Genomic DNA, 13436 nt, shown 5'->3' with positions numbered 1-13436 from the left:
ATGAAGACGAAGGGTAGCGCGATGACCGTCAAGGAGATCTTCGAAACCATGGATTACGGCCCCGCACCTGAAAGCAGCAAAGAGGCGCTGGCCTGGCTTGCGTCCAAAGGTGACTTTGGTCACTTTATCGGCGGCACATGGACGCCGCCCGGCACGTTGTTCGCCGTGATGAATCCGGCCACGGATACCCTGCTGGCACAGGTGACCCAAGGCACACAGGCTGATGTAGATGCGGCCGTCAAAGCAGCGCGCAAGGCGCAGCCAGCTTGGGCGAAGGACGGTCATACCAGGGCAAAAGTGCTGTATGCGCTGGCGCGTATTCTGCAAAAGCAATCGCGCCTGTTTGCCGTGCTGGAAACGCTTGATAACGGTAAGCCGATCCGCGAGTCCCGCGATATCGACGTGCCGCAGGCTGTACGGCACTTTTATTACCATGCAGGTATGGCGCAGATCATGGCGGACGAGTTACCCGATCGGCAAGCCCTAGGCGTGTGCGGCCAGGTTATCCCGTGGAATTTTCCCCTGCTTATGCTGGCGTGGAAAATTGCGCCGGCCTTGGCGATGGGCAACACGGTTGTGTTAAAACCTGCCGAATGGACGCCGCTGACCGCTTTGCTGTTTGCAGACATTTGTAATCAAGCCGGCGTCCCGCCAGGCGTTGTGAACATCGTGACCGGTGACGGCGAAGTCGGCGAAATGATCGTCACCGCTGACGTAGACAAGGTTGCCTTTACCGGTTCGACCGGCGTCGGCCGCCGCATCCGCGAGTTGACTGCAGGTACGGGCAAGGCCCTGAGCCTGGAGCTGGGCGGCAAGGGTCCATACATCGTGTTCGAGGACGCCGATATCGACAGCGCCGTTGAAGGCGTTGTTGATGCGATCTGGTTCAATCAAGGCCAAGTGTGCTGCGCCGGGTCTCGCCTTCTGGTTCAGGAAGGTATCGCAGATGTCTTCTACACCAAGCTAAAGGCCCGCATGAGCGGTCTTCGCATTGGTGATCCGCTAGACAAGTGCATTGACATCGGCGCTATCGTCCACCCGCGCCAGCAAGCGCGCATCCGCGAAATGCTGGCGGCCCACCCAGAGGGTGACACGTTCCAGACCACCGCCCCTGATGGCTGCTATTTCCCGCCCACGCTGATTACCGGCCTCGCTTCGGCGTCGCCACTGATGCAGCAGGAGATTTTTGGCCCAGTGCTGGTCGCGACAACCTTCCGCACCCCGGGCGAGGCGGTTGAGATCGCAAATTCCACACGCTATGGCCTAGCGGCTTCTGTCTGGTCGGAAAATATCAATCTGGCTTTGGACGTTGCGCCGAAACTGGTCGCCGGGATCGTTTGGGTCAACGGCACGAATATGATGGACGCCGCAGCAGGCTTTGGCGGCGTGCGCGAAAGTGGCTTTGGCCGCGAAGGCGGGTGGGAAGGGCTGGCAGGCTATACCAAGCCGGTCACAGCCCCCGTCAAGGCACGTATCATTGCGGCACATACTGGCGACGGCGGCGCAAACGGCCTTGATCGAACCGCCAAGCTGTATATCGGCGGCAGACAGGCGCGGCCTGACAGCGGCTACTCCCGCGCAGTCTATGGACCACAAGGTGCCCTGCTGGGTCACACCAGTCTTGCCAGCCGCAAAGACCTGCGCAACGCGGTCGAAGCCTGCAACGCCGCCAAGGGCTGGGCCAAATCCAGCGGGCATCTGCGTGCACAGATCCTGTATTACATGGCAGAAAACCTGTCCGCTCGCGCCACAGAATTTGCCACGCGCCTGACATCGCTGACCGGACACGACGGCACCGCAGAGGTTGAGGCCAGCATTAGCCGTCTGTTTAGTGCAGCGGCTTGGGCCGACAAATACGACGGTCAGGTGCATGATGTTCCGATCCGCGGCGTCGCATTGGCCATGAAAGAGCCGGTCGGCACAATCGGCATCCTTTGCCCAGATGACGCGCCCCTGCTGGGCCTCATCAGTGCAATGGCACCTGCGATTGCAATGGGGAACCGCGTCATCCTCGCAGCCTCGCAGCCCTTTCCACTTGTTGCCACGGATCTTTACCAGGTGTTGGACACCTCTGACCTGCCAGGCGGTGTCGTTAATATCCTGACCGGTGATCACAGCGACTTGGCCGACCCCATGGCGCGGCATATGGACATTGATGCCATCTGGTCGTTTGCCGATCCCGCGCTCATCAAAGGCATCGAAACAGCCGCTGCCGGCAATTTAAAGCGGACTTGGTGCACCGCACTTGACTGGACGCACGACAACACCAAAGCGGTCCTGCCCCATGCAACAGAAGTTAAAAATATCTGGATTCCCTTCGGGGCCTAGAAAAATGACCAGAGGAAGGGGCGTCGCCTTCTTCTGGTCAAAAATATCCCGGGGGGAGTCGCGCAGCGACGGGGGGCTGGCCCCCCTTTGACTTGCGATAGGTCAGCGCCGGTCTTTAGGCTTCCAGCTGTCGAACCAGCGCCGCATCTTTGAACGGCGGGCGTCCATGTTTGCCTGTGCGATATCCAGACGATCGCCGGCAGCGTCCATCGCTGGGTCGATCATCCTTTCGCGGAACTGAAACCACATTGCCCGCACCATACCGATCAGGAAAATTACGATTACAAAGAATGCGATGTTGAACCACGGGATGATCATTTCGTTCGGGCTGGACAAAGGGCGGATAGCAATCGCGTTCGGAAAGGCCGACAAGTAGCCATTGCGCCAGCCGTAGTGCGTTACGACCGCCCACTTTGGATTCTCGGATGTCGATCGCAAATCATCTGCTTCGGTCTGCAAACTGGCTGTGTCGAATTTAAAATAGAATGGCCAACCCCAGCCCGTATCCTCGTTGCGATAAACCATGACTTCTGTCGTATCGCGCGGGATGAAGCCCAGCAAAAACGTCTCTTTGCGCACGGCTTGAATAAACTGCACATCGCGGTTGACCAGCGTCGCGGACTGCGGACTTGGGTCTGACCAGAAAATACGCGTCCAGTCGTTCAGGTCCTGCCGTTCCTGATAGGTATTTACGATCCGGACCACATCATGCTGTGGCAGCACGTAATGCAATACGACCCCAACTGCGAGGATCGGTAGAAGCCGCAACAGGAAGGCCAAAATGCGCATCAGAGTCTCTCTTGAAATGGGTCAGTTCGTATTGATCACATAGACGATGCCGCCCCAGATCGCCACAGGCACGACATAGACCAGCACAAGCAGCTTTGGCCGCAGACTGGTGCGATAGGCCGCCATGCCGGTTTCGACATAGTCATCGCGGCTTTGCCCGGGCACAGGATCGGCGTCATAATCCTTTTCCAGCCGCTCGCGCCGCAAGGATGCGGAATAGACCGACAGGGACAAGTAGATGACACTAAGCCCGACCAGACCAAAGAAAACGAGTTTAAAAAACGTAATCATAGTTTCACATCACCCCCACGGGCCGCGCCGCTTGGGCAAGGGCGGCGGCGTTTGCGGCACGTGTGGCATCGCCCCAAACAAGGCATCACGGGTGCCGACCTTGTCCGCCAGATATTCCTTTGACAGCATCTCTACCACAAATTCACGTTTTGCGTCCGGCCAGGTGGCATAAGCCGCGTAAAACGCCTGTTTGTGACAGATGAACAACTGCCGTGCATCTAGCGGGGCCAGTTCGGAAAGCAGCATATTCACCAAATCGGCATGGCGTCCGGGCCGCGCGCGCAGGGTATAGAAATAACCTGCGTCATCACTGGTGATCCGGGGCCAGGGTGCCCCATCTTCGGCCCAGCGCACCAGCGCCGCCAGCGTATGCCAAGCATCTGGTAGCGCATCCGCATGTTGCCGTGCCAGTTGCCGCATTTGCCGAGGCGAGGTTTGCGCCAAGTCGCCGCCCAGCTTTGATGCGATATCAGCAACCATAAAGTCCATTTTGCGGCGCAAGATATCCGCAACCTGCGGGCTTTTGGCTTGGGCCACCGGCTCTACCAGATCGTTCAACTTGAAAAACGTCGCAATATCGCTGCGCGCCTGCAAGCCTATCACCGGTGATACCGGCAATTCACTCAAGGCATCCACGTCCCCCATGGCGATCACGGCGGGATGATCCACGCTGCGAAACACATAAAGGCCGCCAAACAGGGCGGTCCAGAAATCCGGCGTCTCGAATGTCATATGTTTCAGGCGCACAGGATTGCGGGTCACATCGCCCGTGTCCTTGGCCAGATCGATCATCTTTGCAATCAACACATCATCGTACCAGCCATCTGCGCGCTCTGTAAAATCGTCAATCATCGCGCCCAACTTGTCTGACGCTTCAACAGTGCCGGCGGTAGTGTCTGCCTCGACGGTAATACGGCGAATATAAAACAGTCGCGCCGGGGTATCGGCGTCATGAACAGAATTCAGCAACTCGCCCGCCACGGCATCCTTTGCGGTCAGGGTGAACAAAGCCGCTTTGTTTTCCGTGATGAACTGCCGCAGGATCGTACGGCTGTGCGAAAACGTGGCGTCCAGCAACGGTGCGCTGACCTGGTTGGTGCTAAGCAGGATAAACTGCCGGTTCACGCCGCGCGGGTTCAGATAGGCCGGATCGCCAAGTTCCGCGCCGATCTCGGGACTAAAGCCTGAAATATCGATATGAAACTCGGCCAGCGCCGTTTGCTTGCGCGTCAACGCCTGCAATGCGCGGTTATATCGCGCCACCAACGGCGGGCTATCGACCCGGAACAGGTTCCCGAACATCAGCCCGCGTTCAATCAGCCGGTGCATATGACGCCTCTTACCATTTTATCCGAACCCAGGTGCGCGGCAGCCCCATTAACGACACGCCCATCAACGGCCCCCAGATGATTGCGGCGGCCAATCCCAACCGGGTAAAGTAGACCATATTGTTCAATAGGCCCAGCTTCGACCATTGCGCCCAGGATGCGCCCGCCGCCCAATACTGGGTGACGAAAAACAAACCCGTCAGTGCGGTCAGCACCATCGCTGACAGCACCGCATTCACGGCCAGCGCCGGCAACCCCTCTGGCAAGACCATTGACCACAGCTTTGGCACCAACCACCCCAGCAGGCCCAAACCGATTGCCGGAACAAGCAACCCTTCGATCATGTACCAAGGCTCGCAGCATAGCGTTTGCGGGCTGCGTCCATGCGCTGCATGTCCCGCACTGCATTGTCGACGGCGACTTCGTCCGACTTATCGGCATAGCGAAATTCGCTATCGGCGTAGCGGTTAATTTCCTGCAAAACCATATCCGTCGTGATCGGTTGGCGCAGTTCCCGGATCATCCCAAGCTTGGTGTCGTAGTCCTGCCGCAGGAACAGGTCGGGCTGTTCCATCCAGTCGTCCGGCAGTTCAAAGTCCATGGCCCGCACCTTAACCGCGTCCGTAATGTTCTTGACTGCGCGGCCGGTAAAGCGTTCGTCCGCTTCTTGGATCGCTTTCAGATAGGTTCCCAGCTTCGCCAGTGTATCCAGATCGCCGTGCTGCGCCTGAACACGTTCAAACACCCGCAACAAACCTTCTTCATGCGGGCGGGCGTGGCTGGCGTAACTGGCCGCAACCGCTTTCTGGATTGCCTGCGCGGCAAAAGCATCGTGATCGCCTAACGGGATGTCGTGGTTCTTGCCCATCAGCAGCGATAGGATGTCGATGTAATCTTCGCGGCTCTGCGGTCCGTCTACAAGAAACCGCGCGCCTGCACGTTGACGCAGCGCATCATCGACATTTTCAGGATAGTTGCTGAACATGCCAAAGGTGCAATTGCCACGCACCACGGTATTTGCCCCGGCAAAGCTTTCCATCAGCACGGCAGTAATTTCCAACTGACCTGCACTGGACTGACGATCGCCGCGCTTGCCAGCCAATTGGTCGATATCATCGATTGTCCCAAACCCGATGACCGCAGGGTCGATGATATTGGTAATAAAGGCCTTAGCGTTCTGCCCTGACTTACCCTGATAGCTGTCGATATTGTCGGTGCTAAGATTCTGATATCGAAACGGATAACCTGCCGTATCGCAATACCCAGACACCAATCCCGCCATCATCTGAATTAATGTCGTCTTGCCGGTTCCGGGCTTGCCGTCACCCATAAAGGTAAAGATAAATCCGCCAAGTTCTGCAAACGGGTTCATCCGCCGATCAAAATCATAGGCCATCAACATCTTTGACAGGCGCAGCGCTTGCGCCTTGGCAATGTGATTGCCGACGACCTGCTCGGGTGCCTTGAAACTCATCGTCAGTTTTGTGCTTTTGCGCGCATGGGGCGCGGCAAACCCCTGAACGGTATAGTCGTCCGCAGCCACATGCCACGTCGCTTGGGTAAACGCCTCCAACCCCGGCATCGTGGTAGCGCGGGCCGCAACCTTGTCAGCCAGCGCATCACAAAAAGCGATGACGACGGCGACCAGTGTGTCGTCATCCTGCGCCAGCGCCGCGATATCCTGATCCAACTCCCACAGCACACCATTCAGCGCCAGTGGCGCATTATCGATCAGCACCTCTTCGACTTCGCTCAAATCCACCGTTGCGGTCCCGGCCTGATCGGCAAGCAAAAACCCCGTCGCAGAGGCCAGTACGAATAGCGAAATGATCGCTTCAGCTTCCAGAAGTTGCACAAAGCCGGCGCGGCGATCTTCGGGCAAGGTGCCCTCAAGGCTCGCGCGCTTCAGCGCCGCCAGCCCGGTGCGATCCGCAAACTGATCCGCGACACCCATCGCAATCGCAAGTCCCCGCCGTAACGCTTGCGTCACCTGCGCCTGCACAGGCGTCACAAGATCACCATCCGCGACTGCCGCGATCCGGTCTCGCAAGGCCACCCCATCGCTGGCCACCACCCGCCGGGTAACCAGGCCCGGTGTCGTGCTGCGAAATGCACGCCGTGTCCCGATACCAGACGACCGTTCCTGCGCAGGGGTCGGGGCAGAGGCATTCGCCAGACGCGGCGCATGATCCAGCCGATTCAGAAGCTCCAAGGCTGCCGCGTAGTGAACCCGGATATCCGCCTCGCGCAACTCCATCCGATTGCCGGTCTCGCTCATGTCGTCATCCGTTTCATCTGGCCAAATAAACTCCCGCCGGAGGCTCCTGCATACCCCATAGCGCTATCGGTAGCTCCTTACGCGCCCGTCATCGCTGACAACAAACTTGCGCACATCGTCAAAGCCTGCGGGCCTGCGTTCGGCCAGCGCTTGATAAGGCCGCGCAGGCATGATGATCGACCGTTCCATCTGGCTGACACCGCGGCCCTGCGCGGCTGCGTCAAAGGGATCGCGGGCAAAGATTTGTCGTTCCACCGTGCCAAACCAGCCCGACTTGACCTGCTCGACCCGCTCGGTCTGCAAATCCTCCTCGGTCCAGACCAGCGCCCAATCGTCACCGACCGGACTTTGGGCCTGTTCCAGGACGTTGCGCAGCGGGCCGTTTTGCCGGGTAAAGGCGCTGGAATACATTGGCCCCACGTGAAAGCGCCGCAACCGCACGGGGTGCAAATCGTCAAAGTCTGCGTCAAACCCCGTTGCGATGGTCATCAGTTTCAGTCCGGCAATCGACTGCGCCATCAGATGCGTTTGCGCCATGGGCCAACGGCGATCATCCTTGGGCAGGCCAACCCGGCCCGTATCCTCGACATCCATCAGGTACAGGGTCGGCAGGTTCACCTGACTGTCATAAACAGCCCAATGCACCAGAAAATGCCGCCGGTCACCGCGATGCGACAGAAAAACGGTCTGTGGATCGTTGCGGGCCCAAAACTGGCCACCCTTCACCAATTCTTCGTAATAAAGCCGCTGCGACATGGCATATTGCAGCCGTGTCGGGATCGTCAGATCGCCAACGATCTGGCGGATCATCTGCGACTTTAAATCCTCGACCGACGGCATCCCCGCCAGATGCTGCCGCGCCTGCAGCGCGTCGTTCGCCATCTCTAGCAACTCTTGATACACCGGAAAGCCGCTTTCGACTCGATCTATCGTCAACTGTCCCGCATGGGATGCCCGACCGGCAAATTGGTATTTGTACGCCAAGGCCGTAAAGCTGTGGTTTAGCCCCGCAAGGTATCCCGCCAGCGCCCCGATATCCGCCTTCGACAGCCGCCCTTCGGTCTGCATCGTGGCCGCAACCTGCGTCAGCTGCCGTGTGATCCGGGCAAACTTGTCGAAATAGCGCCGGGTGACACGCGTTTCTTCCAGCTTGAAGTGGTCAAGGGCGAGGTCTGCCTCGGTCATGCTGTTGCCGCGACCTGTCTATTCCGCACCATACCGATTGCTATCGTGCTTCTCGACGATTTTGGCAAAGCGGCGCATAAAACGCTCGTCCGCCTTAGCCTTTTGTTCCAGCACATCGCGGGCAAAGACCATGTGGTCGCCGTGCGCTTCTAGCATGTCGGCCATCCGGCTGTTGGTCGCGGCACCGATGGCGGCCATGGCGGTCTGCGCCTCTTGATCCGTTTTGACGCCAATCTCGTTGATGCGGTGGGCAACGTCTTGTTGCTGCGCTGTTTTCAACGACTTGGACAGGGCGTCATACAGCACAACGCGCTGCTTGGTGTCTGTCTGCAGTTTGTTAATTAGCACCATCTGCGTTGCTGCTTGGTTCTGTAGGCTGTCGATCCAAGTCTTACCTTTTTCAATGTAACGTTCCAGTGTTTGGGACTGTGCCAACTGGACCTGTTCGGCCTGAACCAGCTCGTTATAGCGGGTGTTCAGCGCGGCAAGCTCGCTTTCCAGCTTCGTGCGCGCACCTGCGTCCTGTTCGACGCTGATCTTGTTTTCCAGTGTAATGATTGCGGGATCCATGCCCTGCACTTCACGGCGAATCTGTTCAAGCTCTGCGACAGCCATTTCGCGGTCGGACAGGGTGGTGGTCAAATTGCCTTCGACACGGGCCTTTTGGTCGTTCAGCATTTCCAGCTGACCTTGCAGCAGGCGCGTAATCACATCGGATTTGGAGATCAAATCCTGCAATTTGTCGTCGACGCTGGCCTGACGCATACGCTCTTCGCGCATGGAATCCGATTTACCTTTGGAAAAGAACCCAATCAACTTTTCTGAGGTCGTCTTGGACCGCATTTCTTCGAAATCGCGGGAAAAGCCTGCGGTGACGTCGTCTAGCCCCATGATCAATTCCGCGATATTCGCGTTCATCAAATCGGTGTGGGCGTGAACATCGTCCAGCGTGGCGTTTTCGATATCGATACTGACGTCGGTGCCAGCGGCCATCTTCTGACGGGCCTCTTCGATCCGGCCCGTAAGCGCGGCTATCTTGCCCTGCGCGGCCGCAACCTGCTGCTGGCTTTCTTCAATTTGCTGATCAAACGACGCCATCTTCATCCCTCACATGCCAAACGTGACTCCAAGATAAGGAGTCACGTCAATTTTACCAATACGCATCCCGCGTATCTGCGGCATTTTTCGGGCGGAACGCGACCTAATTCAGCGCCAATTGCGTCAGGTCGGGCTCTTTGTCGTTTGCTACGGCTTCCGGCCCCAACAAGTCTTCCGGATCGATGATTTTCGGCGGCAATTCACGACCGCGATTGTAAAATTCCGGATCCACGCGCATTGATTCCGCTTCGGAGCGGATATTGATCGTCATGGGAAGGGATACATTGTTGAACAAATGGATGATGTCCTGATTGAACATGCGAATGCAACCGGCAGAGCCGGAATTACCGATGCTTTCCAAATCATTCGTTCCGTGAACCCGGTAAAAGGTATCGCGTCCGTTGCGGTAGATATATAGCGCACGCGCGCCCAACGGGCTGCGGAGGCCGCCGGGGATGCCGCCGCGGAATGCGCCGTAAACTTCGGGTTCAGTGCGCAGCATATTCGCTGTCGGCGTCCAGCCCGGCCAGGCCTTTTTCAGCTGGATCGTCGCCAAACCGGACAGGGTGCGCCCCTGACGGCCAACGCCAACAGGATAGCGCGTCGCCGTGCCGTCGAATTTCACATGGTAAAGGAATTTCGCATAGGGATCGACGTCGATTGAACCGGCAGGTGCCTCGCCGGTATATAAGCCTTCCATGCGCCGGTTGACGCCCTGCGTATATTCCAGCGGGATCGCCGGCAAATCGTAGCCCGCATCGCGCAAAGGGCCGTATTCTGGCAGCCAGTTGACCTGCGGCACTTCGACGGGGGCAGAATCCGGCACGCGCGGCGCACAGGCCGCCGCAGAAGAGGCGAGAAGCAAAGCGCCGAAGGACCGGCGATTCAAGGCATTGGAAAGCGTCATATGGGGCAGCACCACAAATAAAAATGTCAAACTTAGTTATCATTCTTGCGCAAAATGGCAATGCAATGCCGCAGCGCGTTATGTTTCAATCCGTAAAACCCAGTTGACCGCCGAAAGTTCAGGCGACCCCCTACAATACGGCGACACAATCTGAACCAGATTGCATCGACCGGTCAGCGATGGGCCAAATTTGAACACGGTCCAACCTTTGTGGTGCCGCAAGTTTCTGATGTAATGCTTTAACCGGATCGACCACCGAGCAAGCTACGAAATTCAGACAAGGCCGCCTGACATGAACATGAACGCCCTTATGAACCGAATGATGCGCTATGTAGCGCGTCGTGGATTGCGTGACCTGAAAAAGCTGATTCCGTCTGAAAGCACCCGGCTGGAACAGCCGCATGCCCCTGTTCATCTGGACGCCGCCCATCTTCAATTGCATCTGTTTGGTGCCAATTTTCCATCACACAGCGAAGCTGCCGCCTTTTGCGCACCGCCGCCGGGCAGTGACCTGCCAAGCCGGCTGACGCAAGAACTGGACGGTGCCTTTATTGACGAAAACGAGGTGGAAGTCGTTCACAACGACATTCAAACGCGGCTTTTAGAATTTTTGCCCGCACAAGAGGCTGACGACATCATGCTGCGCCTTGCCGGTGACGATACGCTTATCATCATCACAGAAAACGCATTCCACGATCTGCCCTATAACCTCGATGATACAGAACATCTGACCTATCTTGGCCATATCATTGTAGAGGTCTGACTTTATCTGCTGCCGATGACATCCTGTGTCAGCCTGGAACCTGCATTTTCCAGACCGGCAATGATGTCGAAGTGGTGTCGCCCCGGGTCGATCACGACCGGACATTGCCACGCCCGCGCCAGCCAGCGCGCCTGATCCAGAAATGCGGGCCGCTCTGCGCCGCCGACCCAGATTGTCACGTCCGTATCGGGGACAGGCTGGTAAACAGGGCTTTCGGCGCGTGCTGTCGCCGTATCAAGGCCGAAATCTGTGTGCATGCTTGTGTGCAAAAACGGTTCCAGATCAGAAAGCGGAGAGATTGGCACCACACCGGTTACCCGCTTTAACCAGCGCCCCGCCACCTGTGGGTCAAGCATGCGCGCCGCCAGATGCCCGCCTGCCGAATGCCCCGTCAGCCGCAACGGGCCTGGACAGCGTTCTGCAATATGATCGATAGCCGCCGCAATCTGCCGGGTAATGTGCGGAATCGTGACATCGGGGCACAGGTCGTAATCGACGTTTGCCACCCGCCATCCCCGCGCCAAAGGTCCGGCGGCAAGATGGGTCCACAGATCCTTGTCCGTGCTTCGCCAGTAACCGCCATGCACGAATACAACGGTACCGTTTGCGTCACCGGCAGGTTCGAACAGATCGAACACCTCTTTTGGACGGGCACCATAGGGCAGGTTCAACTGCCCTGTTACACCTGCGCGGAACGCTCGCGCTTTGGCCGCCCATTGTGCCGGATAGCTATCACCGCCCGGAATATAGGCACCGTTCGTATATGCATCATCCAAGTCCATCGCAGTTTCCCTTTCGCAAGCAGCGCTTATATGCCAGTCGTAACCCTATCCTGAATTGCGGAGAGCGCCATGCTTGACCAGAAGACAGACCTTGCCAGCCAACTCAAGCGTCCGGACCTGCTTTGCCAGCAGGCCTTTTTGGCGGGCGAATGGGTTGACGCGAAATCCGGCAAAACGATTGACGTAACAAACCCTGCCCGCGGCGACGTCATCGCGACGGTCCCCGACCTAAGCCGCGACGAAATCAACGCCGCCATCGCGGTTGCCGACAAGGCACGCAAAGGCTGGGCCGCACAAACGGGCAAAGCCCGCGCCGCGGTGATGCGCAAGTGGTTCGACCTGATGATGGAACATCAAGAAGATCTGGCGATCATCATGACCGCCGAACAAGGTAAACCGTTGACGGAAAGCCGCGGAGAAGTCGCTTACGGTGCCGGTTTCATCGAATGGTTCGGCGAAGAAGCAAAACGCAACTACGGCGAAACCATCCCCGGTCACACGCCCAACACCCGCATCATGGTCGTCAAGCAGCCCATCGGCGTTGCTGCCGCCATCACGCCATGGAACTTTCCCAACGCCATGATCGCGCGCAAGGTCGCGCCCGCGTTGGCCGTCGGTTGCGGCTTTATCGTGCGCCCCGCGTCCCTGACGCCGCTGTCTGCGCTGGCGATGGGCAAACTTGCCGAGGAAGCAGGCGTGCCAAAAGGTGTGTTTTCTGTCGTTACGTCTTCGTCGTCGTCCGAAGTCGGCAAAGAATTCTGCGAAAACCCGATCGTGCGCAAACTGACCTTTACCGGCTCGACCGAGGTTGGCCGCATCCTGCTGAAACAGGCGGCCGATCAGGTCATGAAATGCTCGATGGAACTTGGCGGCAACGCGCCGTTCATCGTGTTCGACGACGCCGACATTGACGCCGCCGTCGAAGGCGCGATTGCCTGCAAATTCCGTAACAACGGCCAGACCTGCGTCTGTGCCAACCGGATCTATGTGCAAAAAGGCGTCTATGACGAATTTGCGCAAAAGCTGAAAATTGCGGTCGAAAAGCTAAAGGTCGGCGACGGCCTGACGGTTGGAACCGATCTTGGCCCGCTGATCGAGCCATCCGCCAAGGAAAAGGTCAAAGAGCATCTTGCCGACGCGCTGGCCAAGGGCGGCAAATTGATCTCCGGCGGGGAAGAGCACGCGCTAGGCGGTCAATTCTTTCAGCCAACCATTGTGACTGGCGCGACGCAGGACATGAAGGTTGCGACCGAAGAAACCTTTGGCCCATTCGCCCCGCTGTTCATGTTCGAGGATGAAGACGACGTTATTGCCATGGCCAATGACACGATCTTCGGCCTGGCGTCCTACTTTTATGCCAAGGATATCAGCCGCGTTTACAAAGTTCAGGAAGCGTTGGAATACGGCATCGTCGGCGTAAACACCGGCGTCATCAGCACAGAGGTGGCCCCGTTCGGCGGCGTGAAGCAGTCCGGCCTTGGCCGCGAAGGCAGCCATCACGGTACCGATGACTACCTTGAAATGAAATATATCTGCACAAACATCTGATTTTACTGCGCTGGTTTTAGAAACAAGGGCCGCCATCGATATGCGATGGCGGCCTTTTCACGTTATCCCATAACAGCATAGGTTTAGCGTCTTGCATCACTGCGTATGTCAGGCGACATACGGGCGTCCGTAACTTTGC

General features: G+C 57.8%; 12 protein-coding genes. 3 read left to right on the top strand and 9 right to left on the bottom strand.

Features of this window, described 5'->3' with window-relative positions:
• Nucleotides 1-21: 21 nt before the first annotated feature.
• On the top strand, nucleotides 22-2328 hold the full coding sequence (locus SJY10_RS03225) for an aldehyde dehydrogenase family protein (protein ID WP_386679602.1): 2307 nt from the start codon (nucleotides 22-24) through the stop codon (nucleotides 2326-2328).
• Between the two features lie 102 nt (nucleotides 2329-2430).
• Here SJY10_RS03225 and SJY10_RS03220 read toward each other — a convergent pair whose 3' ends face one another.
• From SJY10_RS03220 to SJY10_RS03185, 8 genes are all read right to left on the bottom strand, one after another.
• Nucleotides 2431-3117, bottom strand: a complete 687-nt coding sequence (locus SJY10_RS03220; protein ID WP_386679601.1) for a DUF1523 family protein — start codon at nucleotides 3115-3117, stop codon at nucleotides 2431-2433.
• 21 nt (nucleotides 3118-3138) lie between these two features.
• On the bottom strand, nucleotides 3139-3408 hold the full coding sequence (locus SJY10_RS03215; RefSeq protein WP_386679600.1) for a hypothetical protein: 270 nt from the start codon (nucleotides 3406-3408) through the stop codon (nucleotides 3139-3141).
• A gap of 9 nt (nucleotides 3409-3417) precedes the next feature.
• Complete coding sequence (locus SJY10_RS03210; RefSeq protein WP_386679599.1) at nucleotides 3418-4737, bottom strand: DUF6638 family protein; 1320 nt, start codon at nucleotides 4735-4737, stop codon at nucleotides 3418-3420.
• Nucleotides 4738-4747: 10 nt separating this feature from the next.
• The gene (locus SJY10_RS03205; RefSeq protein ID WP_386679598.1) at nucleotides 4748-5080 is read right to left on the bottom strand and encodes a hypothetical protein; all 333 of its coding nucleotides are present in this window, start codon (nucleotides 5078-5080) and stop codon (nucleotides 4748-4750) included.
• The gene (locus tag SJY10_RS03200) at nucleotides 5077-7014 is read right to left on the bottom strand and encodes an ATP-binding protein (protein WP_386679597.1); all 1938 of its coding nucleotides are present in this window, start codon (nucleotides 7012-7014) and stop codon (nucleotides 5077-5079) included. Before SJY10_RS03200 ends, SJY10_RS03205 begins: the two co-directional genes overlap by 4 nt.
• 63 nt (nucleotides 7015-7077) lie before the next feature.
• Nucleotides 7078-8199 (bottom strand): hypothetical protein, encoded by a 1122-nt coding sequence (locus tag SJY10_RS03195; protein ID WP_386679596.1) that lies wholly within the window; start codon nucleotides 8197-8199, stop codon nucleotides 7078-7080.
• A gap of 18 nt (nucleotides 8200-8217) precedes the next feature.
• A complete protein-coding gene (locus tag SJY10_RS03190; protein ID WP_386679595.1) occupies nucleotides 8218-9297 on the bottom strand; it encodes a hypothetical protein in 1080 nt (359 codons plus the stop codon).
• 103 nt (nucleotides 9298-9400) lie between these two features.
• Nucleotides 9401-10234 carry a L,D-transpeptidase gene (locus tag SJY10_RS03185; RefSeq protein WP_386679594.1) on the bottom strand — a complete coding sequence of 278 codons (834 nt, stop codon included), beginning with the start codon at nucleotides 10232-10234 and terminating at the stop codon, nucleotides 9401-9403.
• 262 nt (nucleotides 10235-10496) lie between these two features.
• Between SJY10_RS03185 and SJY10_RS03180 the strand changes: the two genes are divergently transcribed.
• Entirely contained in the window at nucleotides 10497-10967 is a 471-nt protein-coding gene (locus SJY10_RS03180) for a hypothetical protein (protein ID WP_386679593.1), read from the top strand.
• Between the two features lie 2 nt (nucleotides 10968-10969).
• Here SJY10_RS03180 and SJY10_RS03175 read toward each other — a convergent pair whose 3' ends face one another.
• The gene (locus SJY10_RS03175) at nucleotides 10970-11749 is read right to left on the bottom strand and encodes an alpha/beta hydrolase (protein WP_386679592.1); all 780 of its coding nucleotides are present in this window, start codon (nucleotides 11747-11749) and stop codon (nucleotides 10970-10972) included.
• A gap of 69 nt (nucleotides 11750-11818) precedes the next feature.
• Between SJY10_RS03175 and SJY10_RS03170 the strand changes: the two genes are divergently transcribed.
• On the top strand, nucleotides 11819-13297 hold the full coding sequence (locus tag SJY10_RS03170; protein ID WP_386679591.1) for an NAD-dependent succinate-semialdehyde dehydrogenase: 1479 nt from the start codon (nucleotides 11819-11821) through the stop codon (nucleotides 13295-13297).
• Nucleotides 13298-13436 lie beyond the last annotated feature (139 nt).

It is taken from the genome of Loktanella sp. R86503 (assembly GCF_042466455.1).
Classification (GTDB): domain Bacteria; phylum Pseudomonadota; class Alphaproteobacteria; order Rhodobacterales; family Rhodobacteraceae; genus Loktanella.
This window is presented reverse-complemented; position numbering and strand designations above follow the sequence as displayed.